At 65.4% G+C, this 23909-nt stretch carries 23 protein-coding genes and 1 pseudogene; 13 read left to right on the top strand and 11 right to left on the bottom strand.

Going from position 1 to position 23909, the window contains the following annotated elements; all coding sequences use genetic code 11:
• Positions 1 to 2: 2 nt before the first annotated feature.
• From ACTUWL_RS04185 to ACTUWL_RS04175, 3 genes are all read right to left on the bottom strand, one after another.
• A complete protein-coding gene (locus ACTUWL_RS04185) occupies positions 3 to 1295 on the bottom strand; it encodes a hypothetical protein (protein WP_021082011.1) in 1293 nt (430 codons plus the stop codon).
• Between the two features lie 126 nt (positions 1296 to 1421).
• A complete protein-coding gene (locus ACTUWL_RS04180) occupies positions 1422 to 1685 on the bottom strand; it encodes a hypothetical protein (protein ID WP_021082012.1) in 264 nt (87 codons plus the stop codon).
• A gap of 287 nt (positions 1686 to 1972) precedes the next feature.
• Entirely contained in the window at positions 1973 to 2107 is a 135-nt protein-coding gene (locus ACTUWL_RS04175) for a hypothetical protein (RefSeq protein ID WP_021082013.1), read from the bottom strand.
• A 338-nt stretch (positions 2108 to 2445) separates the two neighbouring features.
• Here ACTUWL_RS04175 and ACTUWL_RS04170 point away from each other — a divergent pair.
• From ACTUWL_RS04170 to rfbD, 3 genes and pseudogenes are all read left to right on the top strand, one after another.
• Positions 2446 to 2664, top strand: a pseudogene (locus tag ACTUWL_RS04170) (dTDP-4-dehydrorhamnose 3,5-epimerase family protein); the annotation flags it as partial.
• Positions 2664 to 2876, top strand: a complete 213-nt coding sequence (locus tag ACTUWL_RS04165) for a sugar nucleotide-binding protein (protein ID WP_307756283.1) — start codon at positions 2664 to 2666, stop codon at positions 2874 to 2876. The pseudogene ACTUWL_RS04170 and the gene ACTUWL_RS04165, both read left to right, overlap by 1 nt.
• Positions 2809 to 3576, top strand: coding sequence for a dTDP-4-dehydrorhamnose reductase (gene rfbD / locus ACTUWL_RS04160; protein WP_307756284.1), 768 nt, complete (start codon positions 2809 to 2811; stop codon positions 3574 to 3576). Before ACTUWL_RS04165 ends, rfbD begins: the two co-directional genes overlap by 68 nt.
• Before the next feature lie 91 nt (positions 3577 to 3667).
• On the opposite strand, the gene ACTUWL_RS04155 is transcribed toward rfbD, so the two are convergent.
• Complete coding sequence (locus ACTUWL_RS04155) at positions 3668 to 4975, bottom strand: UDP-glucose dehydrogenase family protein (RefSeq protein ID WP_021082016.1); 1308 nt, start codon at positions 4973 to 4975, stop codon at positions 3668 to 3670.
• 227 nt (positions 4976 to 5202) lie between these two features.
• Here ACTUWL_RS04155 and ACTUWL_RS04150 point away from each other — a divergent pair, with 227 nt between their 5' ends.
• Positions 5203 to 7011 carry a glycosyltransferase family 2 protein gene (locus ACTUWL_RS04150; RefSeq protein ID WP_021082018.1) on the top strand — a complete coding sequence of 603 codons (1809 nt, stop codon included), beginning with the start codon at positions 5203 to 5205 and terminating at the stop codon, positions 7009 to 7011.
• A gap of 537 nt (positions 7012 to 7548) precedes the next feature.
• Positions 7549 to 8544 carry a UDP-glucose 4-epimerase GalE gene (galE, locus tag ACTUWL_RS04145; protein ID WP_021082019.1) on the top strand — a complete coding sequence of 332 codons (996 nt, stop codon included), beginning with the start codon at positions 7549 to 7551 and terminating at the stop codon, positions 8542 to 8544.
• Positions 8545 to 8579: 35 nt separating this feature from the next.
• Here galE and ACTUWL_RS04140 read toward each other — a convergent pair whose 3' ends face one another.
• Positions 8580 to 8939 carry a VanZ family protein gene (locus ACTUWL_RS04140; RefSeq protein ID WP_199196587.1) on the bottom strand — a complete coding sequence of 120 codons (360 nt, stop codon included), beginning with the start codon at positions 8937 to 8939 and terminating at the stop codon, positions 8580 to 8582.
• Positions 8940 to 9339: 400 nt separating this feature from the next.
• Between ACTUWL_RS04140 and ACTUWL_RS04135 the strand changes: the two genes are divergently transcribed.
• Positions 9340 to 10002, top strand: a complete 663-nt coding sequence (locus ACTUWL_RS04135; protein ID WP_021082021.1) for a response regulator transcription factor — start codon at positions 9340 to 9342, stop codon at positions 10000 to 10002.
• A gap of 296 nt (positions 10003 to 10298) precedes the next feature.
• A complete protein-coding gene (locus tag ACTUWL_RS04130; RefSeq protein ID WP_021082022.1) occupies positions 10299 to 11675 on the top strand; it encodes a sensor histidine kinase in 1377 nt (458 codons plus the stop codon).
• Positions 11676 to 11793: 118 nt separating this feature from the next.
• Here the strand turns inward: ACTUWL_RS04130 and ACTUWL_RS04125 are convergent, their stop codons facing one another.
• From ACTUWL_RS04125 to ACTUWL_RS04100, 6 genes are all read right to left on the bottom strand, one after another.
• Positions 11794 to 13026, bottom strand: coding sequence for an MFS transporter (locus ACTUWL_RS04125; RefSeq protein ID WP_106940112.1), 1233 nt, complete (start codon positions 13024 to 13026; stop codon positions 11794 to 11796).
• The gene (locus tag ACTUWL_RS04120) at positions 13026 to 13772 is read right to left on the bottom strand and encodes a glucose 1-dehydrogenase (protein WP_021082025.1); all 747 of its coding nucleotides are present in this window, start codon (positions 13770 to 13772) and stop codon (positions 13026 to 13028) included. The genes ACTUWL_RS04125 and ACTUWL_RS04120 overlap by 1 nt, the downstream gene beginning before the upstream one ends.
• A gap of 25 nt (positions 13773 to 13797) precedes the next feature.
• A complete protein-coding gene (locus tag ACTUWL_RS04115; protein ID WP_021082026.1) occupies positions 13798 to 14178 on the bottom strand; it encodes a DUF427 domain-containing protein in 381 nt (126 codons plus the stop codon).
• 28 nt (positions 14179 to 14206) lie between these two features.
• Positions 14207 to 14953, bottom strand: a complete 747-nt coding sequence (locus ACTUWL_RS04110) for an SDR family NAD(P)-dependent oxidoreductase (protein WP_021082027.1) — start codon at positions 14951 to 14953, stop codon at positions 14207 to 14209.
• A gap of 83 nt (positions 14954 to 15036) precedes the next feature.
• The gene (locus ACTUWL_RS04105) at positions 15037 to 15873 is read right to left on the bottom strand and encodes an alpha/beta fold hydrolase (protein ID WP_021082028.1); all 837 of its coding nucleotides are present in this window, start codon (positions 15871 to 15873) and stop codon (positions 15037 to 15039) included.
• A gap of 41 nt (positions 15874 to 15914) precedes the next feature.
• The gene (locus tag ACTUWL_RS04100; protein WP_021082029.1) at positions 15915 to 16661 is read right to left on the bottom strand and encodes an SDR family NAD(P)-dependent oxidoreductase; all 747 of its coding nucleotides are present in this window, start codon (positions 16659 to 16661) and stop codon (positions 15915 to 15917) included.
• 157 nt (positions 16662 to 16818) lie between these two features.
• On the opposite strand from ACTUWL_RS04100, the gene ACTUWL_RS04095 reads away from it, so the two are divergent.
• The 6 genes from ACTUWL_RS04095 (at position 16819) to ACTUWL_RS04070 (ending at position 23880) form a co-directional block, all read left to right on the top strand.
• Positions 16819 to 17700 (top strand): LysR substrate-binding domain-containing protein, encoded by an 882-nt coding sequence (locus ACTUWL_RS04095; protein ID WP_021082030.1) that lies wholly within the window; start codon positions 16819 to 16821, stop codon positions 17698 to 17700.
• Between the two features lie 279 nt (positions 17701 to 17979).
• Positions 17980 to 19374 carry a hypothetical protein gene (locus ACTUWL_RS04090; protein ID WP_021082031.1) on the top strand — a complete coding sequence of 465 codons (1395 nt, stop codon included), beginning with the start codon at positions 17980 to 17982 and terminating at the stop codon, positions 19372 to 19374.
• Between the two features lie 318 nt (positions 19375 to 19692).
• A complete protein-coding gene (gene ccmI, locus ACTUWL_RS04085; protein ID WP_021082032.1) occupies positions 19693 to 20823 on the top strand; it encodes a c-type cytochrome biogenesis protein CcmI in 1131 nt (376 codons plus the stop codon).
• Between the two features lie 59 nt (positions 20824 to 20882).
• Complete coding sequence (ccmE, locus tag ACTUWL_RS04080; RefSeq protein ID WP_021082033.1) at positions 20883 to 21392, top strand: cytochrome c maturation protein CcmE; 510 nt, start codon at positions 20883 to 20885, stop codon at positions 21390 to 21392.
• Positions 21389 to 23374: a heme lyase CcmF/NrfE family subunit gene (locus ACTUWL_RS04075; protein ID WP_021082034.1), complete on the top strand. Its 1986-nt coding sequence runs from the start codon at positions 21389 to 21391 to the stop codon at positions 23372 to 23374. The genes ccmE and ACTUWL_RS04075 overlap by 4 nt, the downstream gene beginning before the upstream one ends.
• Entirely contained in the window at positions 23374 to 23880 is a 507-nt protein-coding gene (locus ACTUWL_RS04070; protein WP_021082035.1) for a cytochrome c-type biogenesis protein, read from the top strand. Before ACTUWL_RS04075 ends, ACTUWL_RS04070 begins: the two co-directional genes overlap by 1 nt.
• Positions 23881 to 23909: the final 29 nt, after the last annotated feature.

The following is a 23909-nucleotide window of genomic DNA, read 5'->3' as shown; positions in this document are numbered from 1 at the left end:
GCTCAGCCCGCCTGCAACCGTGAACGGCTGATGCGCTGTGCCAGTCCTGTTCCGATCACGGCTCCCAACACGATCACTCCGGGCAGCGCCGGCAATTCCGGCAAGGTGAAGGCGGCGAGCAGCAGCGTCAGCAGCGCGGCCGCGGCCGCCGCGGGATAGGACCAGTCACGGCGGCGATTGCGTGCACCGGCCGTGAACGCCGCGATGCCCACGATCGTAACCGCGAGTAGAGTCCAGAACATGGCGGAACCGAACTGGGCGATCAAGGCGGCGGCGCTGCTCGCCACCACGGGCCGCGTGGTCGCGCCCTGCCAGTCCGTGTAGGTGGACGCCAACATGGCGGTGGTGCCGGCGCCGCTGCCGAGCGCGGGCAGGTCGGCGAGCAGATTGTGGGTCGATTGCACGAACTCGGCCGGCGCATCGGCGAATGCGATTGCAAGCGCCACGTCGGGGTGACGGTTGGCGACCGCGGTCGCCAGCGCGATCAGCGCGATCGCCGCGGCGGCGCCGGCGCTGCTCCAGCGGTGCAGATGAAGCTTTCGCGCGGCGAAAATCATCAGGACGAGACCGACGCCCGCAGCGAACGCGACCGCTGCGCCGCGACGGCCGTACCAGCAGGCGCAGGCGGTGCAGAACAGCGTGCTGGCGGCGAACAGCCAGCGCAATCGCAAAAGCTGCGCCGCCGTGCGGCCATCAGCATGGCCGCCGGCGTCGAGCGCGCGCGCCAGGCTGAGCGGTACGCCCATGAGAACGACGATCAGGAAGCCGTTCGCGGTCTGATCGCGTGCCGCGTCGCCGGCACCAAGCCAGAATTTGATCGGATCGCTGTACAGCAGCAGGATCAGTGCCGCGACGGTTGCCGTCGCCGCGCTGCTACGGGCCACCATGTCGGCGCGGCGGGCATCGATCGCGATCGCCGCGGCTGATATCATCACCGATAACAGCGACAGCCAGACCAGCAGCGCGCCAAGGCTGGCGCCGGTATCGATCGTGATGCTGCCGCTGAGCGGTGCTCCCAGCGTTTCGCCGGCGAACTTCCACACCGGATGCGCGAGGAACGGCAGCGGCAGCATCTGCAGGATGATCCAGAGCACCGGCACCAGCGCTGTCGTGACGGCGGGCCCGGCGACCGATTTCAGGAATGACAGTTCACCTGGACGGATCACCATCAGGCTCGCCAGCAACCCAAGCGACGTCGCGGCGCCAACGAGGCCGGTGACGAACGAGGCGTCGAACAGACCCAGCGGAATCGACGCACCGATCAAGATGCAGATGAAAGCCGTGACGTTCCACACGAGCGGGGCAAGTCCTGAGGAGGGCATTCCTGCGGAGGATGACGACGCAAGGCAGCGGGATGCCCCGGGCTCGCGGCGAGGTCAATGGAAAATGCAGCGCGCCGAATGCGGCGGCCTCGTGCCGCGTCAATGCGGGCGGCGCAGGGCGAGCAACGGCGTCGAGGTGCGGGACCAGAACAGCGGCGCGAAGGCGCTTGCGAGATATCCGCCTTGCAACGATACGACCGCGATGATCATGAGCAGGATGGTCTCGGGCCACGCGAGGCGCTCGCCTGCGATAACGGCAAGCAGCGCGAGTTCCGCAAGCGTGACGGGCACCAGCACCAGGCAGTGCTGGCGCCGCCCGACAACGGCGCCGCCGATCAAATTGCAAAGGAAAATAAGTAACATAACCAAACCCTGCCTCCGCATCCTAGCGGGCCGGGTCCTAAGCCGGGGTTAACCCGGTGGTCGCGAGGCGCGCCGGCATGGTGTCGGCCCGCGCGAATGGGGCGGCTTTGTTAGTGGATTAACATTCAGTACGGGTGCAGGTCGCCGTAGCTGTAGGCGGCCCAATAGTCGCGGCCGCCATAGGGTCCGTAGGCGCCGTAGAGTGGCGCGCAGGAATAGCGATCCGGACAGCCGTGCCAGCGGACCCGTTTCCATTGGCAGACATCGCCGTGACAATGTTGCAGCCGCTAGCAATTGCCGCTGACGCGCTGCGCGGCGCGCGGGGCAGCGGAAACGCTCAATTCCGCGGCAAAAACCCCGGAGCCGCCAAGCAGCAGGGCGACGGTTCCCAATGCGATCGCCAATGGCTTCATGCGAGCCATCGAACCCTCTACCGTTCACTCAAACCATCTCATTCACAGATAACGGGAACATCACACGAAATCAAAGCCGGAGTGATGCCGCTCGGGCCGTTTGGCCTACGGCGGCGCAGGGTGTCGCCGAATTGCCTCACTCCGCTAACATTTCTTATCAATCGTACCACAGTATATCGCGGAACCTTGTGATTGTGATGGTCGGCGTGTTACGGCACGGCCGGAGTATTTGAATGTCGCGCGCGAATTTCATTCGAACAATGATATTGCTTGCGGCCGCCGTTTCGGTCAGCGGTTGCTATTACATGCCGACCAACGGTCCGACGAGTTCCGATGTCGTCGCCGGGCGCGGCTTCGCCCACGGCTTCGTGGTGCTGTCGGAAACCGCCGACTTCTTCTACAAATGCGACGACTTCTACAGCCCCAAGGACGAGCTCTCGATCCGCTGGAACGATCCCGCGATCGGCATCAAATGGGGCGTCGATAAGCCACAGCTGTCGGCGAAGGATGCGGATGCGCCGCTGCTCGCCGACGCCAGCAATCTTCCCAGCTACGGACAAATCTGATGCGGATTCTTTTGACGGGAACACGCGGCCAGGTTGGCAGTGCGCTGAAGCCGCTGCTGGAAGGTCACGGCACCATCATCGCGCCGCCGTCCGCGAAGTTCGATCTGTCGAAGCCGGAGACGGTGACGGCCCAGCTCGAAAAGCCTGAAGCCCGATCTCATCATCAATCCGGCTGCGTACACGGCGGTCGATCGTGCCGAGGACGAGCGTGAGCTGGCCTTTCTGGTCAACGCCAGGGGGCCCGAGGCGCTCGCCAAATGGGCGGCCGCGAACCGCGTGCCGCTGGTGCATTTCTCCACCGACTACGTCTTCAACGGCTCAGGAGACCGGTCGTGGCGCGAGGACAGCCCGACCGAACCGCTGTCGGCCTACGGCGCCAGCAAGCTTGCCGGCGATGTCGCGATCCAGGCGGCGGGCGGCGCGCATCTGATCGCGCGCACCTCATGGGTCTATGCCGCGAAGGGCAGCAATTTCCTGCGTACCATCGCGCGGCTCGCCGGCGAGCGTAAGGAGCTGCGGATCGTGGCCGATCAGATCGGCGCGCCGACGACGGCTCAAGCGATCGCCAGTGCGGTCGCCGGCATTGTCCTGCCGAACATCACGACGCTGCACGATCAGCTCATGCGCAGGGGCGGCGTCGTCAATCTGGTTTGCGCCGGCGAAACCAGCTGGCATGGCTTTGCCACCGCCATCGTCGGTGGGCTGCGGTCGCGGGGCGTCACGCTCGCCGTCGACAATATCGTTCCGATTGCGACGGCCGATTTCCCGACCAAGGCGGTGCGCCCTGGCAATTCGCGGCTGGATCTGACGCGGCTGAAAGCGCAGTTCGGCGTCGCGATGCCGACCTGGCAGGAGGCGCTTGCGCGCGAGCTCGACGCCTATGTCCAGCTCAGCGCGCCGGCGCACGCTTAGAGCGTGAGGGGATTGGGTTGAATTGAAACGGCGGCGGAGCTTCACCTCTCCCCGATGGGGAAAGGTGAAGCGAGCGCCGCGGCACAGCCGCTCAGCGCGGCCGGCCGATGCTCTCGTAGGTGAAGCCGTGCGCGGCCATCTCGTCCGGACGGTAGATGTTGCGCAGGTCGACGACGACCGGATGCTTCATCTCCTGCTTGATGCGCTTGAGATCGAGCGCGCGGAACTGGCGCCACTCGGTCACGATGACCAGCGCATCGGCCTGCCGCGCGCATTCATAGGCGTCCGTGCAGTACTCGATCTCCGGCAATTCCTTGCGCGCTTGCTCCATGCCGACCGGATCGTAGGCGCGAACCTTGGCGCCGAAATCGATCAGGCCGTTGATCAGAGGGATCGACGGAGCCTCGCGCATGTCGTCGGTATCGGGCTTGAAGGTCAGGCCGAGCACGCCGATCGTCTTGCCGCGCAGCTCGCCGCCGAGCACGTTGGCGACCTTGCGCGCCATCGCGCGCTTGCGGTTGTCGTTGGCGGTCAGCGTCGCCTCGACGATCTTCAGCTGCACGTCGTGGTCGAGCGCGGTCTTGAACAGGGCGCGGGTGTCCTTCGGGAAGCAGGAGCCGCCGTAGCCCGCGCCGGCATGCAGGAACTTGGTTCCGATCCGGTTGTCGAGCCCGATGCCGCGCGCGACCTCCTGCACGTTCGCCCCGACCTTTTCGGAGAGATCGGCGATCTCGTTGATGAAGGTGATCTTGGTGGCGAGGAAGGCATTCGCGGCGTATTTGATCAGTTCCGCCGTGCGCCGCGCGGTATAGAGGATCGGCGCCTGGTTCAGGTACAGCGGACGATAGACTTCGCCCATCACCTTCTTGGCGCGGTCGTCCTCGGTGCCGACGACGATCCGGTCGGGATGGCGGAAATCTTGGATCGCGGCGCCTTCGCGCAGGAATTCGGGGTTCGAAGCCACCGCGAAATCGGCGTTCGGACTGGTCTCGCGGATCAGGCGTTCGACCTCGTCGCCGGTGCCCACGGGCACGGTCGACTTCGTCACCACCACGGTGAACTTCTTGAGCGCGGCGCCGATCTCCTTGGCGGCTGCATAGACATAACTCAGATCTGCATGGCCGTCGCCGCGCCGCGAGGGCGTTCCGACCGCGATGAACACGGCGTCGGCGTCGCCGACCGCGCCCGCGAGCTCCGTCGTGAAGGTCAGCCGTCCGGAAGCGGCGTTGGTCTCGACGAGCTTATCGAGGTCGGTTTCGTAGATCGGGATCTTGCCGCGCTTCAGGGCTTCGATCTTGCCGGCGTCCTTGTCGACACAAACGACCTGATGGCCGAAGTCGGCAAAACACGCTCCGGACACGAGACCTACATATCCCGTTCCAACCATTGCAATCTTCATGAATCCGCTCGTCGATCGGTGTGGAGAGGAGGAGTTAGCACTAGCACAATTGGCGCCGACAACGCCAAGTTTTATAGCGTATGGTTTGTGTTGGAGCTCGGCGGCTTTTTGTGCAAACGGTGATGGGCTCGGTGCAATCGAGTGCGCGCTAGTCGCCTCGGACGCGCCATGGACACATTCTCAACTTGAAATCGACCGACAATCGAGCCGCCGTTTGAGGGGTGGACATGAGCACGAAGACGATTGGCAAGCAGAAGCCCTCGAGAGCTGAATACGCGTCGTTGCAAACGCAATTCTCCAGATACGATCGCACGACGTTTTCTGGATTTGTGTATGACCGCGCCGATCTCGGCCGGCGCTATACCGTCGAGCTGCTCGTCGACGGCGAGCCATACATGTCATCATTGTGTGACGAGTTTGTAACAGAGCTCGCCGCTGCCGGAATCGGCGATGGACGATTTGGCTTTACCTTCAGCGTGCAGGATGAGGTCGGCGGCAGCGCCGCAATCATCGAGGCGCGGCTGGCCAATATCGGAGGTGCCGTCGGTGCTCCGATTCGCTGCGATGTCGCTGCACCGGACGCGCAGTGGCACCGGATCTGCGAGATCAAGTGGGCTGGTGGCCTGCGCTTCGAGGGCTGGCTTGCGCAGGACCTGGCCGAGGACATCGAGATCCTGATCGCGCAGCGGCCGGTGATGACCGTGAAGCCCACCGGGTGGACCAACGTCGCGCGGGGCGGCGAGTTCGGCGTCGGCCGCCGGATCGATTTTCATCTGCCCGAGCATTTTGCCGACGGCCGTGTGCGCGGGCTGTCGGCGCGGACGGTGTCCGGACGGAGCCTGATCTCCGAGCCGGTCGCATTCGTCGCGTTCGAGCGCGGACTGGAGCAGACCATCGCGGAGCTCGGACGCTGGGACAGCGAGCGGTTGCGCGGACAATTGTTCGATCAGCTGTTGCCGGCTTCGGTCCCGTTTCACACCTATCGCAGCTGGAAGGAACGCTTCGCGCCGACGGCGATGGAGTCTGACGCTCCATCGGAGGCCGCGGTCGTCCTGATCGGCGAGGCCAGGGTGGACGAAAGCATCGAGAGTCTCGAAGCCCAGCGGCATGCGGCCTGGTCGGCGGTGTGCCTGCCGACGCGCGGGTTCAGCCGGTTCGATCCGGGAGCGGCGCGCGAATTCATCGACGGCGATGCCGCCAACGGCACATTCTTCGTCTTCTGCCTGAGCGGGACGATCCTGGCTGAAGATGCCTTGCATCGCTTCGCCGAAGTGCTTGCTTCCGAACCCGGCTGCGATCTCGTCTATGGCGACGTCGAAATCGCCGCGGGTGCCGGCGCCGTCTGGCCGCTGGCGTTTCCAGCATTCGATCTCGAACGTGCGCTCGAGCAGGGCTATGGGGCGTATTGCTTTGCTGTGCGCCGCGAACGCGCCGTGGCGGCGCTGCGATCCGCAACGTCGCTCTACGACATCTTCCTGTCCTGCGCGGAGCGGGAGCGAACCTGTCATCTGCCGGGATCGGTTGCGGCGTTGCCGGGAATTGATGCGCCCGCCGCAACCGTCGAGCTTGTCGCCGCAAGCGAGGCCTATTTCGCGAGGGACGGCGTCGAGGCGCATGTCGAGCCGCGGCCGGCGGGTCTGCTTCCCGCCGTGCGGGTCAAGCGCGCCGTCGACTGGAATGAGCGCACCACCATCATCATCCCGACCAGGAATCGCGCCGAGCTTCTCAAGCGCTGCATCGAGACGGTCCTGCCGGCCGCGCACGAGACCAACGCCCGGATCCTTGTCGTCGACAACGGCTCGAGCGAGCCTGACGCGCTGGACTATCTGGAGGGCCTTTCCGACGACGACATCGACGTGATTTCGGTCGACGGGCCGTTCAACTTCGCGGCCATCAACAATGCCGCCGTCGATTGCGTCGACACGGAGAACATCTGCTTCCTCCGCACCTGGTCGCAGGCGCGTTATCGCTGGGTCAGGATGCAGACCCCGGCGAACCCCGATCATTGGGCCGCGATCGCGCAGGCCGGCGCCTGAATTTCCTCGAGCAGGGCCCCATCGATTGACAGTGGCGCGGCGAGACATTTCGCCGCGCCGCTTTCGTTCGATGCATGTGGCGGCGGGCATCCGGAACGATTGCCGGCTTGACCGGTTGATCCCGTTCACATCCCTCGAGCCATCGTCATGAAGCTGGCCGGCCTGTGCACGATCGCGACGCTGGCCGTCGCTGCCGCAGGCGCCGCGCTTGCACAGGGCAGCGGACAGACCACGCAGGGCGGAGCGCGCTATTCGATCGATGGACCGGGCGGCGGCGTTCCGACATCGCGGCCGCCGGCGACGAGGCCGGTCCCGCCGGCAACCCGGTTTATCCTTATGGGAGGCGACACGCGCCGCCGGTCGGGCAACAGACCGGTGTACCGCTGCGGTCGCGTTAACCGTCCCGCTTGCCGCACATCCGTTCGCTCTTAACGCTATTCCCATCGTCGTTTTGCCGCGTCCGGCGGAATGTCGTACCCATGCAACGATTGCATTTGTTGAGGCGCGGGACTGGCCGGCGCAGGGACGGCATTTTCAATGGCGAGCAGGGGTTCGATCCTCATCACGGGCGGCGCGGGATATATCGGATCCCATTGCGCCAAGGCCGTTGCCGAGGCCGGCTTTGTTCCGGTCGTCTATGACAATCTCTCCACCGGTCACCGCAACTTCGTGCAATGGGGGCCGCTCGTCATCGGCGACGTCGCCGATCATGACAGGATCACGGCCACGGTCCGCGAGCACGATGCGCTTGCCGTGATGCACTTCGCCGCGTTCAGCGCGGTCGGCGAATCCGTCGCGGACCCGCAGAAATACTACAGCAACAACGTTGCGGGCACGCTCGGCCTGCTGCGCGGGATGCGGGAAGCGGGTTGCGACCGCCTGGTGTTCTCCTCGACCGGCGCCGTCTACGGCAATGCCGGGCGCGATCCGATTCCCGAGAGCGCCGCGGGTCCGACCGTCAATCCGTACGGCCGCTCCAAATTCATGATCGAGCAGATGCTGGCCGACTATCGCGCGGCCTATCGGTTCAACTCGGTCTGCCTGCGCTACTTCAACGCCTGCGGCGCCGATGCTTCCGGCACCATCGGCGAGCTGCGCGATCCCGAGACGCACCTCATTCCACGCGCACTGATGGCGCTGCTCGGGCACGTGCCGGACTTCGCGATCTTCGGCGAGGATTACGAGACGCCTGACGGCACCGCGGTGCGCGACTATATCCATGTCGACGATCTCGCCAGCGCCCATATCGCGGCACTCGAACTGCTGTTGAAGGGCGACGCCGGCGGCGTGTTCAACCTCGGCACCGGCACCGGCTATTCGGTGCGCGAGGTGCTCGACGCGATCCGCGCCGAGACCGGCGAAGCGGTGCCGTGCGTGGTGCGCGAGCGCCGGGCCGGCGATCCGCCGATCCTGGTGGCCGATCCCTCCAAGTCGGAAAGCGGTCTCGGCTTCAAGGCGAGCCGGTCCGATCTCGGCCACATCATTCGCTCGGCCTGGGCGTGGCACCAGAAGGCGCATCCGCGCCGGCGTTAAAGCGCGATGAGATCAGGTTGAATCGTCATCGCGCTTTAGCTTGCGGAGTTCTCCGCGCGCGATTTCAGCCGGCCGAACTGGCTGCGCAGCACCAGCAGGATGAAGTGACCCGCGCCGATGCCGGCAAAACCGCCCGCGACCTTCACGACCGCGTCGAGCAGCCGGCCGTGGCGGTCCGGTGTCAGCAATTGCATCGCCTCCAGCGTGAAGGCGCTGAAGACGACAAACAGCACGATCAGCGCGGTGCGCCGCGGGTAGCCCAGCACAAAGGCCAGTCCCATCACGGCATACGCGGCGAAGCGCTCGGCCTGCGGGTGCAAGAACGTTGGACGGTCCTGGATTGGCGACAGTGTGACAAATGCGATGAAGGCCAGCGCGAGCCAGCCGGCGACCACAGCAAACGTCTTGATCTTTGAAACAAGCAAAAAACTATTCCCGGTCCCTGCGCCCCGCCGTGCTGGATTAGCGCATCGCCGATATCAACGATAATTAAATGCCCGCCGAGGGTTAACCCGCCGCCGTCGGTGAGCTGGCTCACGGCGCCGGCGCATTGGTAACACGATGTTGGGTTAGCCGGTGCGTATCAAATATTAGGTATTTTGATACCATCAATTGGAACCCGTCGCAGTTCCATCCACATCTGACCGATGGAACCAGCGGCGCTTGCGCGGGTTCCCGGGATGGTGCACCTGACGAAAAAATTAGATTTGCGTCGCGGATCCATTCATAGGCCGTTCACGGCGCGAAGCCTCATTTGATGCCGAACTATCGCAATGCTCACTCTCGGAGGCCAAAGTGCGTCTGCTCGTCGTTGAGGATGACCCGGATCTGAACCGCCAGCTCACCACCGCGCTGACGGACGCCGGCTATGTGGTCGATCGCGCGTTCGACGGCGAGGAAGGGCATTTCCTCGGCGACAGCGAGCCCTATGACGCCGTCGTGCTCGATATCGGCCTGCCGAAGATGGACGGTATCTCGGTGCTCGAGGCCTGGCGGCGCAACAAGCGGGTGATGCCGGTGCTGATCCTCACCGCGCGCGACCGCTGGAGCGACAAGGTTCAGGGCTTCGACGCCGGCGCCGACGACTATGTCGCCAAGCCCTTCCATCTCGAGGAGGTGCTGGCGCGGATCCGTGCGCTGTTGCGCCGCGCGACCGGGCATGCCCAGGTCGAGCTGGTGTGCGGGCCGGTAGCGCTCAACACCCGCACCAAGCGCGTGACCGTCAACGGCAACCCGATCAAGCTGACCTCGCACGAATACAATCTGCTCGACTATCTGATGCACCACACCGGGCGGGTGGTTTCGCGCACCGAGCTGGTCGAGCATCTCTACGACCAGGACTTCGACCGCGACTCCAACACCATCGAGGTGTTCGTCGGCCGCATCCGCAAGAAGCTGGAAGTCGATATCATCCAGACGGTTCGCGGCCTCGGCTACATGCTGTCGGCGCCGACTTGAGGCATGATCCGGAAAACTGCGAAGCGGTTCTCCCTCGCGACAAACGCGTAGCGTTTGCGCGGAGATCATGCTCTTAAAGCGTTTTCGAGCGACGCGGATACCCCGGTCGCTCGCGTGAAGAAAACGCGATCAAACAAAAGGATGAGGGCATATCCTTTACAATCGGATCATGCTCTTGGAGTGCTTGATCGGCGTGCACGGGCATTGTCATGATCCGCGCCGGGAGGACTGGATTCGCAGATGTCTGAATCCCTGATGTCTGTTGCCGCTGACACGCTGTTCGAGCGCGTGGCGTGATGGGCGGCAGCTCGCTTGCGACCCGCCTGTTCGTCTCGGCGACCGCCTGGGTGGTGGTGATCCTGGCGATCACGGGCGTCATCCTGTCGTCGGTCTACCGCGACGCGACCGAGCGCGCCTTCGACCGGCGCCTCAACCTCTATCTGCGTACCCTGATCGCCGAAGTGGCGACGCCGGACGAGCCGGCGGACCGCCAGTTCCAGTCGCTCGGCGAGCCGCTGTTCGACCTGCCGCTTTCGGGCTGGTACTGGCAGATCACCCGCACCGACACCGAAAAGGGCGAGACCCGCGCCTCGCGCTCGCTGTGGGACAAGAAGCTTCCGAAGCTCGAGGAGCACGGCGCCGAGCTGACCGCCGCCGGCGTCCGCCTCGGCTATGTCGATGGGCCCGAGGGCCAGAGCCTGCGGGTGGTGGAGCGGCCGGTCGATCTCGGCGCCGACGGCAAGTTCCTGGTCAGTGTCGCCGGTGACGCCACCGAGATCTTCGATGAGACCCGCAGCTTCGACTATTATCTGTTCGGCACCTTCGCGGCGCTGGGCATCGTGCTGCTGCTGACCACGATCTTCCAGGTGCGCTATGGCCTCGCGCCGCTCAAGCGCATTTCGGATGCGATCGCCGATATCCGCTCCGGCCGCGCCGAGCGGCTGGAGGGACGGTTTCCGGTCGAGATCGCGCCGCTGGCGCGCGAGACCAATGCGCTGATCGATGCCAACCGGGAGATCGTCGAGCGCTCGCGCACCCATGTCGGCAATCTCGCCCATGCGATCAAGACGCCGCTGTCGGTGATCGTGAACGAGGCGGCGTCGCATGGCGCCGATCCCTTCGCCAGCAAGGTGCTGGAGCAGGCCGATGTGATGCGTGACCAGGTCGCGCACCATCTCGAGCGCGCCCGGATCGCCGCCCGCGCCACCATTGTCTCGACCATCACCGATGTCGCACCTGTCATCGAGGCGCTGCGGCGGACCATGGAGAAGATCCATCGCGACCGCGACCTCTCGATCGAGGCGAAGGCCGATCCGGCGGCGCGGTTCCGCGGCGAGCGGCAGGATCTGGAGGAGATGGTCGGCAATCTGGTCGACAATGCCTGCAAATGGGCGGCCTCGCAGGTGTTCATCGAGGTCAGCGTGGTGCCGCCGGAGGCGCCGGGCGCCGGGCCGAAGCTGCGCATCGCGGTCGACGACGACGGCCGCGGCCTGTCGGAGGACGAGCGCGCCAAGGTGGCCCGACGCGGCCAGCGGCTCGACGAATCGAAGCCCGGCTCCGGGCTCGGCCTGTCGATCGTGACCGATCTCGCCGGCCTTTATGGCGGCAAGCTCACCCTGAGCGATGCGCCGATCGGCGGCTTGCGGGCCGAGCTGGTGTTGCCGGCGGTGTAGGGCGGGTACCCATCTGTGAACGCCAGCCGAACAACGACTTCATTCGCGTAGAAGCGGACAAAAGAGGCGCGCTTAGTCGTCTCGGCTAAGGGCCAATTGCAGACCACTCGTCGGGAGGTCATTCGACGATGGTTGGGAAGCGCATCGCGGCAAAAAGGAATGTCGCGCCTCCCAGCGAAGCGAGTACAACCGATGCCACAGCGACAGCTGTCGCCAGTCCCGACGCCCGGGCGACCAAACCGAGCGCGAGCGCGCAAAACCCCATGCAGAGATAGCCGACGAGATAGAAGGCCGAGAGCACGCCACCCCGGCCGTCGGCCGGCGAAACGGCGTTTAGCAGGGTCAGCGCGCCCAGGAAGAGAAGCGCATAGCTGATCCCCGCCAGCGAGGTCGAAACGAGCAAAGCCGGCAGCGAGTGGACGTTCGTCGCCAGCCACAAGAACAGAACGGCGAGAACGGCCGCGATGGAGCCGAGAAAGAATGCCAATCGCGGCGGCAGCTTCCTTGCAACGCCGGTGACTGCCGCCGAGACGACGGCGAAACTCGCCAGGACGGCGCCGTTCATCAACTCGTTGGCGGAGCCGACCAGGTCGTGCGCCACTTGGCCTCCGAGCGAAAGGAGAACGGCGCCGCTGGTGAAAGCCGTCGCGGCGCCGATCGCTGCCACGCAAAATTCTTTCCGAATGCTTGCCGGCACATGCGGCATCCGTAGAGACCATGGCTTTCGGCTCCCTACATGACGAGGAAGGAACCAGACTGCGGTGATCAGCGTGGCGATCACCAGCGCGAGAACGACAAAGTCGAGCCGCAGCGGATAGGGCGCGTACTGAATGAGGGCTCCACCGAGAAGAAGCGCAGTGGCGAAGCCGAGCGCTTGTGCCATGTTGGTCGCGGAAGCGGCACGTTCAGGATCGCCACTCGGACTGAACTCGAGGATGGCGGCTGTCGAAGCACCGCTCGCAAGGCCAACCCCGATCCCCATTACTGCGCGGGCCGTAAGAAGCCATTCGATATCGAGCGCCCACGCCAGTGCCAGGGCGCCTGTCAAGGAGAAGACGAGCGCGGCAAGCATGGTCCGACGTCTTCCGACGTGATCCGATAAATCGCCCAGGAAAACCAGCGTACCGACGACGAATATCGGATAGATCGCGAACACGCTCGTCGTCTGGAGGGGCGACAGCTGCCATTCCTCGGCATAGAGCCGGTAACTGAGAGCCGGTGCGGCGCTCGTCCAAAGCGTATGCATCGAAACGGCGAGCGATACCCAAAAACTGGCTCGGCGGCTCAGGACCATTTTTGGAAGGGAATGTCGGCCATCCGACGAGCGGTGGCCGACGTGACGGTCTCCCATCAGCGCAGACCGCCGCCGGCCGAAATTTTATCACCGGTGACCCAGCGCGCATCGTCCGAGGCCACGAAGGCGACGACGTCGGCGATGTCCTGCGGCTGTCCGAGGCGGCCGAGCGGCGTCTGGGTGACGATGCCGGCTTCGAACTCTGAAGCGAGCATTCCGGCGCTGTGCGTGCCTTCAGTCTCGGTTAGGCTGGGGCTCACGGTATTGACCCGGATTTTCCTGGGGCCGAGTTCGTTGGCCAATACGCCGGTGATGGCGTCCACCGCGCCTTTGCTGGCGGTATAGACTGCCGTCTGGGGCGGGGTGATCGCGGTGACGCCCGAGCCGATGTTGATGATGCTTCCGCCTTCGCGCAGGTGGGGAGCCGCGGCCTGCGTCACCAGCAGCAAACCAAGCACGTTGACGTCAAACATCTTGTGGAACTGCGGCTCGGTGACCGACTCCAGAGGGCCGAATTCGTAGACGCCAGAGTTGTTGACCAGAATGTCGAGGCGGCCGTAGGCGGCAATGGCAGCGTCGACCACAGCCTTTGCTTCCGCCACCTTGGACACGTCGCCCTGAACGGCGATTGCCTTGCCGTCCGCGGCGATGATCGATTTGACCACGGCTTCCGCGCCAGCCTTGCTAGACGCGTAATTGACGACGAGCGCTGCGCCACGCGCGGCCAGGGTCTTGGCAATGGCGGCACCGATGCCTTTCGATGCTCCGGTGACGATGGCGACCTTGCCGGTGAGATTAGACATGACGACTACTCCTTGAAGATGCCGCTCAGGCGGCTTGTTCCTCGATCGCATCGACGCGGTCGGGGTAGAAAGCGAGATGGCTGTTGATTTCGGCTACCGCCTCATAGGGCGCTTCGTAGGTCCAGACCGCATCGGTCGAACGTTCGCCGGCGGACGGAATGCTGAAGTAGGCCGCATCGCCCTTATAGGGGCAGTAAGTCTGCGTCGCCGACCTCGCGAGGGCTGCCATGTCCACGTCCTCGCGCGGAATGTAGTGAACCGGCGGATACTTGGCCTCGAGCAGCGTGAAGGCTCGCCGCGTGTCAGCGATCACGCGTCCGCCGACAGTGACGATGACGCGCTTATCGTTCCGCTCGAGGGTGATCGGGTGGTCGGGGCCGGGGATCTTGATCGTTTGTAGGGTCATGATGTTTACTTTCGATCTTTGTTTTCGCTCAAAGCTTCGATCCGCCGTCCACGCGCAGCGTGTCTCCGGAAACCCAGCGCGCGGCGTCGGAGGCGAGAAAGGCGATGGCGCCGGCGATGTCGTCGGGCTGTGCCACCCGCTTCAGCGCCTGCAGAGAAAGCGTGAAATCGCGGCCGGCCTCGGTCCTGGCGAAACTGGACATGTCGGTCTCGACCACGCCAGGCGCGACCGCGTTGACGCGCACGCCCTTCGCTCCGAGGACCAGGGCGAAATGCTTGACCAGGGTGTCGATGGCTCCCTTGGTGGCTGCGTAGGCAGCGAGCTCTCCCACGGCCGCATGGGCCGCAAGCGAAGAGGTGAAGATGACGCTGGATCCTTCTTTGAGGATCGGCAGCAACTGCTGGACCAGAAAGAACGGAGCCCGGACGTTGACGGCGAAGAGCTCGTCGAAATCTCCGATCGTGGTCTCTTCGATCGTCGCGGCTTTGGCCACTCCGGCGTTCGCAACAAGGATGTCGAGCCGTTCGCCGACGATCTCGCGGACCTTGGCGGCGAGCCTGTGCGCGCCTTGGGCGTCCGAGAGATCGAAGCCGATCGCCTCGGCCCTGCCTCCTGTGGTCTTGATCTCGTCGACTACCGAGCGTGCCTCTGCGGCGTTGCGTCCGTAGTGGATCAGGACCTGGGCTCCCGCCCTGGAGAGAGCGAGGGCGGCGGCTCGCCCGATGCCGCGCGAGGCGCCGGTGACGAGCGCGGTCTTTCCACAGCACGATTTCATGATGATTTTCCTTCTATGAAATCAAGGACACCGGTCGGACGCGCTGGAAGCGCGGCCGACCGGCCCGACGACCCTCGTCTTTGTTATGCATCCAGGAACATGGTGGTGTGGGCCACGAAGAGCTCCGGGTACTGGTTCTGAGGCCCGTGGCTCGAATCCGGATAGACGATGAGTTGCGCGTTCGGCAGGCGCTGCTGCAGCGTGAATCCGTTGATCGTGGGTATGATCAGGTCGTTGCTGCCGTCGACCACCAGAGTCGGATGATGGATATCGGCCAGGTAATCCCACACTCCGTCGGTCTTCTCGTTTGACTTGACGATCGCCGCGTACTGCGCCGTGGCCGATGCCTCGCTCACCTCCGGGCTGCGGTCCTTGCGGCGATACTTGCGTTCGAGGTACTTCAGTCCGGCCGCGCGGCCGGTTGCATTGGGCAGGAAATGCGCGGCGATCCACAGATGTTCGGGCGGATCGTAGGTGGCAGAGAAGATCTCTGCCGATTTGCTGGCAGCGGTGTCGGCGCCGCGCGGCCCGGTGCCCACCAGGACCAGTTTGCGCACCAGATCGGGAGCCTGCACGGCGATCTCCTGAGCGACCTTGCCGCCGACCGAATAGCCGAGGACGTCAGTCTTGCCGATCCCAAGCGCTTTGATGAAGGCGATGGCGTCTGTCGCCATGCCGGGGATGGTCGACGGCGTCTCGCCCGTGCTGGCTCCAATGCCCGCGTTGTCGAACAGGATGACTTCGCGCTGCGCGGCCAGGCCGTCGGTCACCGCCGGGTCCCAATGGTCCATGGTGCCGCGGAAATGAATGTTCATGACGATCGGTACGCCGCCGGTCTTGCCGAAGCGCCGATAGGCGAAGCGGATGCCGTTGGCTTCGACGAATTGGGTAGGCGCAGTTTGGTGTGTATGCGTGGTCATGGTAGAGCTCCTTTATCTATGAGATGAGCGGACGATCGGATTCAGCTTGCGGTCTTGCCGCCGTTGACCCGTACGATCTGCCCTGTGATGAACGAGGCCTTCTCGGACGCGACGAAAACGACGGCCTCTGCGATTTCCTCTGGCCTCGCGCCGCGCTTGAGCGGCACGGCGGCGTAAAAGGCCGCTCTCTTTTCGGGCGAGCCGGTCAGGCGATCGAGCATCGCGGTGTCTGTCGGCCCCGGCGCCACAGCGTTGACACGGATGCCGAACGCTGCCGCCTCGAGTGCCGCCGATTTGGTGAGGCCTTCGACGGCATGCTTGCTGGCGACATAGAGCGACAGGTTGGCTGCGCCGCGCTCGCCCATGGTGGAGGAGATGTTGACGATGCTTCCCGACCCCTGAGGCTGCATGACCCTGAGTTCGTGCTTCAGGCTGAGCAGGGTGCCGAACACGTTGGTGTCGAACATCGCGGCATAGCTTTCCAGCGTGGTCGAAGTCACCGGGCCCGGCGTGCCCTCGGTGCCGGCGTTATTCACCGCAACATCCAGCCGGCCGAAACGCGCGACCGTCTGGTCGACCAGAAAGCCGATGTCATCCTCACGTCGCACGTCGGCTCGGATGAAGGCTGCTTTGGCGCCGAGGCTCCGGAGTTCGGCCTGCAGAGCCTGGCCTTCCGCCTCTCGGCGGCCCGAAGCGACCACGGTCGCGCCCTGCTTGGCGAAGGCGATGGCGGTAGCGCGGCCGATGCCGGTCAGAGCTCCGGTGATGAGGACTACGGGGGTGGACATGGCGAAAGCTCCTCGAATTGGGCACTAGCCACTCGGTCCCTGCCCAGAGGGCATGGTCAGAAGCTGGTGTCTCGTCGGTGTTGGAAGCTATTTGGGCTCAGCTAGCGCTTTTGAAAAAGACTTTGTAAGTTCCGCATCCATACCTGGAGAGCATGGAATGGAGCTTCGTCATCTCCGCTACTTCGTCGCCGTCGCCGAGGAGGGAAGCCTCACGGTCGCTGCCGAAAGGCGGCTCAACACCGCTCAGCCATCCCTGAGCCGCCAGATCCGCGACCTCGAATATGAGGTCGGCGTGCCGTTGCTCACCCGCAGCGTCCGCGGCGTGGAGCTCACGGAAGCCGGCAAGGTGTTCCTCGATCACGCGCGACTGGCACTGATGCAGGCCGAAGCCGCCACCGAAGGCGCCCGCCGCGCGGCCCAGCCAAGCAAGCAAGTGTTCGCGATCGGCTTCACCACCGGACAGGAAGTCGAGTGGCTGCCGCGCGCCACCGGTTTGTTGCGCAACGAACTGGCCAACATCGAAATCCGCGTATCCAGCGATCACTCCGCGACGCTGCTGGAGGAACTCGCGCACCGCAGGCTGGACGTGGCATTCGTGCGCTCAGAACCCACTCCGGATATCGAGTTCAAGGTGGTGGCGCAGGAGCCCTTGGTGGCGGTTCTGCCCAGCGATCACAAGCTCGCACAGCGAGAGACTTTCGATCCGAAGAAGTTGGTCGGCGAGACCTATATCGGCATCTCGAAAGTGCCACGTGTGCTGCGGGCCATCATCGCCGGTTACCTCGATCGCTGCGGCATCGAGATTACTCCGGCATTCGAGATCGACAACTATGCGATGGCGATCTCCCTCGTTTCATCCAACCGCGGGGTTGCGATCTTACCGGCCTCGGCAAAGAATTTTCTGCCCTGGTCGGTGGTGAGCCTACCGCTCGAAGGAGCGCCGCCGACCATCGACGTAACGGTCGGCTATCATCGCGCCAACGCTTCGCCGATCTTGAAGACGTTTCTTTCAAGAATCGACGGTTTGAATGCGGCCTAGCCGGCCCACCGGCTTCGGTGGCCTCGTCCTCTGCTCAAATGGGGGCGCTGGAACCAGGCCACCCAAATTATCCGCTTCGGGTCAAGGCGATATTCCCGACGTCTGGTCCGCGTGTCTGCTTCGCCCCTGAAAGCGGGCGTCCCAGTTTATGAGTACGCGCCCTGTCCTCGCTTCGGCGCCGCTATTATTCCTAAACGGCTTCTTAACGCGCCCGCCTCTATCATCGCGGGCGGACGGGCTGCGGCGTTTGCCGGGCACCAAGCTTTCACGACCGGGCGCATGAGCCAGAAATCGACCGAGCGGCTGAGGGATTATCTCGCGCAGCTTCCGCCGCAATCGCAGGCGTTGCTGATGCGGGAGCTGGAGCGCGCGGTCGAACGCGGCGACGACGTCGCCGTGGCCAATCTGGTGCTCGAGCAGCTGCGCAAGATCGTGCGCGGGGCCGAGGAGGACGAGCGGATCGAGCCGCGCAGCGACGATCCGGCGCGGCTGCTGTTCCGGCCGCTCGAGCCGTTCCTTGCCGAGACCAATTTCCCGACCCGGCCCGGCCAGCTCCGGCGCGCCTCGCTGCTGCCGATCTGGCAATGGCTGGCCCGCGAGGGTGCGCCCCAGGCGGCGCGCGACTTCGAGGCGACGCTGGGGGTGGCGGCCGAGAGCGGTCCGATGGAGATCGCCGCGCGCAAGTTCCAGCTGGCGGCTGCTGAAGCCATCCTCAAGATCGCCGGGCCGAGCCAGGACGACCGTCAGCGCGCGCTGTCACGCGTGGGCCCGCCGAGCGTCGTCGAGGACCTGCTGCCGATCGGCCTGGTGCTGCAGGCCCGCGAAGCGCTCGAAACCCTGGGCAGCCGGCTGCCGAGCCAGATCCGCGTGTTTTCCGATTCCCAGATCGCATCCGCGATGGAGGCGCTCAAACTGCCGTCGCTGCAGACGCCGCAGCTATTGCCGTTCGCGCTGTCGTTGATTGCGCAGCGGCTCGCCGCGCCCTGGCAGATCATCCGTCTCGCCATCAAGATGGCGGCTTCCGACGACGAGTTGCGGGTTGCGGCAACGCCCTACGGCATCGCCGTCACCATCGCGCTGCATGACCTGTCATTCGTCGCGGCCTGTCTGCGCACCGACATCCGGCGCGGGCATTTCGAATATGTCAGCGAGCAGCTCAAGACCCTGCATGACGGGGTCCGCGGCCTGCGCACCGAGCTCGATCTGCGCAACGACTCCACCTGGGGCCGCCAGTTGACGTCGGTCCGCGCCGACACCTCCAACGCGCTGCAATCGGAGATCGACAGCGTGCCGGGCCGGGTCCGCCGCATCCTGCGCCAGCGCGCCGACAAGGACATCACCGCCGGCGCCAAGATCGACCCGTCCGAGGTCGAGGACGCCGCCGCCCTGATCGATTTCGTCGCGGTGTGCCGCACCTACGCCAGCGAGCTCGCGATCAACGAGGTGACGCTGCGGACCTTCTCCGACCTGCAGCATTATGTCGAGCAGTCGACCGAGGGGCTGGTGCAGTCGCTGCGCGGCGGCGATGCCCGGGTCCGGTCCTTCCGCCAGCAGCAGGTCAAGGCCGCGATCCGCTTCTGCGAGGTGCTGTTCGGCCACGACTACGCGTCGCTGATGAACCGCGCGGCGGAGAATGCGGTGACCGGCGAGCGGAAGTCGTCGCGGGCGGGGTAGCATTACCGCTGACGGCGAATGTTTGCGCGATTTCGGAATAATGGAAGTGTGCGGCTGAGTTGCCCGACGTGTCAAGTCGGCATTCGGGAGCCGGCAGCCGTCCGCCGGCACCTTTGCATGGGGTTGTTTTCGATATTTTGGTAGCGCGCGCCTTGGTCCGAATATGCGCTTGCAATACCGCCGGAACGGCACCGGAAGCCGCCTGATTCCGACCTTCGGTCGATCCAGCAATTGTCAATTGCCGGGCTCGCCGCCGGTAGTGTAAAGCGATTCTAAGGCGGCTTGCCGGAAGCCGCCGGTCCATCCGGGAACCGCTTGATGACGCTGTGGTTTGTGTTCGCGCTGATGACGGTCGCGGCGATCTTTGCCGTGTTGTGGCCGCTCAGCCGCCGCGGACGGGCGGACACCGGCGGCAGCGAGGTCGTGGTCTACCGCGACCAGCTCGCCGAGATCGACCGCGACATGGCCTCAGGGATCATCGGCGCCGCCGAGGCCGATGCCGCGCGGATCGAGATCAGCCGCCGGCTGCTGGCCGCCGCCGACCAGAGCGGACGCGAGGCGCCGGTGCAGGGCAGTCTCACGCTGCGGCGTGCCGCCGCAATCGTGGCGCTGGTCGGGCTGCCGGTGATCGCTTCGGGCGTCTATCTCGCACTCGGCTCGCCGCGGCTCGGCGACTTTCCGCTCGCCGAGCGCAGCAAGGTGGCCGATGCCAACCAGCCGCTCGCCAATCTGGTCGCGCAGGTCGAGGCCCATCTGGAGAAGAACCCGACCGACGGCCGCGGCTGGACCGTGCTGGCGCCGGTGCTGTCGCGGCTCGGCCGCTACGATGACGCGGTCCGCGCCTATCGCAACGCCATCACCTACGCCGGCGACAGCGCCGATCGCCGCGCCGATCTCGGCGAGGCGCTGATGGGGAGCGCCGGCGGGGTCGTCACCGCGGACGCCAAGGCGGAGTTCGAGCGCGCGGTCGCGTTGAATGGCGACGATGCCAAGGCGAATTACTTCCTGGGTCTCGCCGCCGAGCAGGACGGCCGCAAGGCCGATGCGGCTGCGCTCTGGCAGAAGATGCTGGCGAAGGGGCCGTCGGATGCGCCGTGGCGGCCGCTGGTGCAGGCGGCGCTGGTGCGGGTCGGCGGCACCGTGCCGGACGTCGCCCCGGGCGTTAGCGCACCCACGCTGCCCGACGGTGCGGTCGCGGCGGCGAAGGACATGAGCGAGGCCGATCGCGGCGCCATGATCAAGGGCATGGTCGACCGGCTGGCGACGCGGCTGAAGACCAATGGCGACGACGTCGAGGGCTGGCTGCGGCTGGTGCGCGCCTATCTCGTGATGGGCGATCGCGACAAGGCGATGAGCGCGCTCGCGGATGCCCGTCAGGCCGTGGCCAACAATGCGGATCGGTTGCGTCAGCTCAATGAAGGGTTGAAGAATCTCGGGCTTGATGGATAGGGCATGACGCCGAAAAGTGCACAGCGGTTTTCGGGGAACGTCATGCGCAAGGATGGACCATGACCAGGAAGCAACGGCGTTTGACACTGATCGGCTGTGCGCTCGTCGTGCTCGCGATCGCCGCGGGGCTGGTGTTGAACGCGCTGCGCGATTCCATCGTGTTCTTCTCGACGCCGTCGATGGTCGCCGAAAAGCATCTCGGCCCCGGCAAGCGTTTCCGCCTCGGCGGCCTGGTGGAGCAGGGCTCGCTCAAGCGCGGCGACAATCTCGCGGTGACCTTCACCGTCGGCGATGGCGGCGCGACGCTGCCGGTGGCCTACAAGGGCATCCTGCCGGATCTGTTCCGCGAGGGGCAGGGCGTCGTTGCCGAAGGCGCGCTCGATGCGTCGGGCGTGTTCCGTGCCGACACCGTGCTCGCCAAGCATGACGAGACCTACATGCCGAAGGACGTCGCCGACGCCTTGAAGAAGCAGGGCCATTGGAAGGACGACTACGGCGCCAAGCCGGACAACAAGCCGGGCAACACGCCGAGCGCCTCCGCGGCGCCGACCCAGGGAGCCATGCGGTGATCGCCGAAAGCGGACATTATGCCCTGGTGCTCGCGCTTGGGCTCGCGCTGATCCAGTCGATCGTGCCGATCGTCGGCGCGCGCTGGCGCGATGCGGCGCTGATGAACGTTGCGCGCTCCACCGCGCTTGCCCAATTGCTGTTCGTCGCGGCGTCGTTCGCGGCGCTGGTGACCTTGCACGTCACCTCGGATTTCTCGGTCGCCAACGTCTTCGAGAACTCGCATTCGCTGAAGCCGCTGCTCTACAAGATCACCGGCGTGTGGGGAAACCATGAAGGCTCGATGCTGCTGTGGGTGTCGATCCTGGCGCTGTTCGGCGGCCTCGTCGCGGCCTTCGGCAACAATCTGCCGCTGTCGCTGCGCGCCCATGTGCTGGCGGTGCAGGCCTGGGTCGCCAGCGCGTTCTATCTGTTCATCCTGATCACCTCGAACCCGTTCCTGCGCATCGCCAACCCGCCGATCGAGGGGCGCGACCTCAATCCGGTGCTGCAGGACATCGGCCTCGCGGTGCATCCGCCGATGCTCTATCTCGGTTATGTCGGCTTCTCGATCTCGTTCTCGTTCGCGGTGGCGGCGTTGCTGGAGGGGCGGATCGACGCCGCCTGGGCGCGCTGGGTGCGGCCGTGGACGCTGATGGCGTGGATCTTCCTGACGCTCGGCATCGCGATGGGCTCCTACTGGGCCTATTACGAGCTCGGCTGGGGCGGCTGGTGGTTCTGGGATCCGGTCGAGAACGCCTCGCTGATGCCGTGGCTTGCCGGCACCGCGCTGTTGCATTCGGCGCTGGTGATGGAGAAGCGCAATGCGCTGAAGGTGTGGACCGTGCTGCTGTCGATCCTGACCTTCTCGCTGTCGCTGCTCGGCACCTTCCTGGTGCGCTCCGGCGTGCTGACGTCGGTTCACGCCTTCGCGACCGATCCGACCCGCGGCGTGTTCATCCTGCTGATCCTGTTCGTCTTCATCGGCGGCAGCCTGTCGCTCTACGCCTGGCGCGCGCCGGCGCTGAAGCAGGGCGGGCTGTTCGCGCCGATCTCGCGCGAAGGCGCGCTGGTGCTCAACAACCTCCTGCTCACCACCGCCTGCGCGACCGTGTTCATCGGCACGCTGTATCCGCTGGCGCTCGAGGTTCTGACCGGCGAGAAGATCTCGGTCGGCGCGCCGTTCTTCAACTTCACCTTCGCGCCGCTGTTCGTGCCGCTGCTGGTCGCGGTGCCGTTCGGTCCGCTGTTGGCCTGGAAGCGCGGCGACCTGCTCGGCGCGGCGCAGCGGTTGATGGTTGCCGGCATCGTTGCGCTGGTGGCAATGGCCCTGGTGCTTGCGTGGACCTATGGCGGCGCGACCTTGGCGCCGCTCGCGATCGGGCTTGCGGCCTTCGTCATCATGGGTGCGCTGTGCGACCTCGCCGAACGCATCGCGCTGTTCCGGATTCCGCTGTCGCTCTCGCTGCGCCGGGCGCGTGGCCTGCCGCGCGCGACCTGGGGCACCGCCTTCGCACATGCCGGTCTCGGCGTGGCGCTGATCGGGATCGTCTGCGAGACCACCTGGAACAGCGAATATATCGGCTCCATGAAGCCGGACGACGTCGCCCGCGTCGCCGGCTATCAGCTGCGGCTCGACGGCCTGAACCCGCGGCAGGGCCCGAACTTCCGCGAGATGGTCGCGCAATTCACCGTGACGCGTGACGGCGAGAAGATCAGCGTGATGACCCCGTCGAAGCGCAACTTCACCACGCGCGGCGCCTCGACGACCGAGGCCGCGCTGCTGACCCGCGGCGCGAGCCAGCTCTACATTTCGCTCGGCGACATCGCGACCGACGGCGCAATCGCGGTGCGCATCTATCACAAGCCGCTGGTGCTCATGATCTGGTGGGGACCGGTGCTGATGGCGTTCGGCGGCCTGCTGTCGTTGTCCGACCGCCGCCTGCGGGTCGGCGCGCCGAAGCCGGCGAAGGCGGCCGCGCGCGCATTGCAGGCGGCCGAGTGATGCGGTCGCGCGCGCTTGCAGCCGCTGTGCTTGCGGCGACCCTGGTGCTCGGCGCGATGCCGGCCCGCGCGGTGCTGCCCGACGAGATCATGACGGACCCGGCAAAGGAGGCGAGGGCGCGCGAGCTCTCCAAAGAGCTGCGCTGCATGGTCTGCCAGAACCAGTCGATCGACGATTCCGAGGCGCCGCTGGCCCGCGACCTCCGCCTGCTGGTTCGGGAACGGATCTCGGCCGGCGACAGTGATCGCCAGGTGATCGATTTCCTGGTCGCCCGCTACGGCGAATTCGTGCTGCTCAAGCCGCGCCTCAACGAGCATACGCTGGTGCTGTGGCTGACCCCGCCGCTGGCGCTTTTGCTGGGTGGTTTTGCGCTCTGGCGCCTCGGCCGGCGCAAGGGCAATCCGGCAGCCGGCGGGGGCGATTCCGGCCCCGGACTGACGCCCGACGAAGAGGCTCGCCTCGAACGGCTGCTGGCGGCGGACTCCGCGCCGGACAAGTCGCTTTAGTTCCTTTTTAAGCGATTAATTTGCCTGCG

Source organism: Bradyrhizobium sp. WCU1 (assembly GCF_053474805.1).
The sequence above is the reverse complement of the archived record's forward strand: the minus strand, read 5'-3'. Positions and strand labels throughout refer to the sequence as shown.

What these genes read in the sequence shown, in the direction of transcription:
- ACTUWL_RS04100 (WP_021082029.1), bottom strand. Translation starts at nt 16,661, where the DNA reads ATGTCCACCCCCGTAGTCCTCATCACCGGAGCTCTGACCGGCATCGGC.
- ACTUWL_RS04150 (WP_021082018.1), top strand. Translation starts at nt 5,203, where the DNA reads ATGAGCACGAAGACGATTGGCAAGCAGAAGCCCTCGAGAGCTGAATAC.
- ACTUWL_RS04095 (WP_021082030.1), top strand. Translation starts at nt 16,819, where the DNA reads ATGGAGCTTCGTCATCTCCGCTACTTCGTCGCCGTCGCCGAGGAGGGA.
- ACTUWL_RS04115 (WP_021082026.1), bottom strand. Translation starts at nt 14,178, where the DNA reads ATGACCCTACAAACGATCAAGATCCCCGGCCCCGACCACCCGATCACC.
- ACTUWL_RS04110 (WP_021082027.1), bottom strand. Translation starts at nt 14,953, where the DNA reads ATGAAATCGTGCTGTGGAAAGACCGCGCTCGTCACCGGCGCCTCGCGC.
- ACTUWL_RS04165 (WP_307756283.1), top strand. Translation starts at nt 2,664, where the DNA reads ATGCGGATTCTTTTGACGGGAACACGCGGCCAGGTTGGCAGTGCGCTG.
- galE (WP_021082019.1), top strand. Translation starts at nt 7,549, where the DNA reads ATGGCGAGCAGGGGTTCGATCCTCATCACGGGCGGCGCGGGATATATC.
- ACTUWL_RS04120 (WP_021082025.1), bottom strand. Translation starts at nt 13,772, where the DNA reads ATGTCTAATCTCACCGGCAAGGTCGCCATCGTCACCGGAGCATCGAAA.
- ACTUWL_RS04105 (WP_021082028.1), bottom strand. Translation starts at nt 15,873, where the DNA reads ATGACCACGCATACACACCAAACTGCGCCTACCCAATTCGTCGAAGCC.
- ACTUWL_RS04155 (WP_021082016.1), bottom strand. Translation starts at nt 4,975, where the DNA reads ATGAAGATTGCAATGGTTGGAACGGGATATGTAGGTCTCGTGTCCGGA.
- ACTUWL_RS04130 (WP_021082022.1), top strand. Translation starts at nt 10,299, where the DNA reads ATGGGCGGCAGCTCGCTTGCGACCCGCCTGTTCGTCTCGGCGACCGCC.
- ACTUWL_RS04180 (WP_021082012.1), bottom strand. Translation starts at nt 1,685, where the DNA reads ATGTTACTTATTTTCCTTTGCAATTTGATCGGCGGCGCCGTTGTCGGG.
- ccmI (WP_021082032.1), top strand. Translation starts at nt 19,693, where the DNA reads ATGACGCTGTGGTTTGTGTTCGCGCTGATGACGGTCGCGGCGATCTTT.
- ccmE (WP_021082033.1), top strand. Translation starts at nt 20,883, where the DNA reads ATGACCAGGAAGCAACGGCGTTTGACACTGATCGGCTGTGCGCTCGTC.
- ACTUWL_RS04175 (WP_021082013.1), bottom strand. Translation starts at nt 2,107, where the DNA reads ATGGCTCGCATGAAGCCATTGGCGATCGCATTGGGAACCGTCGCCCTG.
- ACTUWL_RS04070 (WP_021082035.1), top strand. Translation starts at nt 23,374, where the DNA reads ATGCGGTCGCGCGCGCTTGCAGCCGCTGTGCTTGCGGCGACCCTGGTG.
- ACTUWL_RS04090 (WP_021082031.1), top strand. Translation starts at nt 17,980, where the DNA reads ATGAGCCAGAAATCGACCGAGCGGCTGAGGGATTATCTCGCGCAGCTT.
- ACTUWL_RS04125 (WP_106940112.1), bottom strand. Translation starts at nt 13,026, where the DNA reads ATGGGAGACCGTCACGTCGGCCACCGCTCGTCGGATGGCCGACATTCC.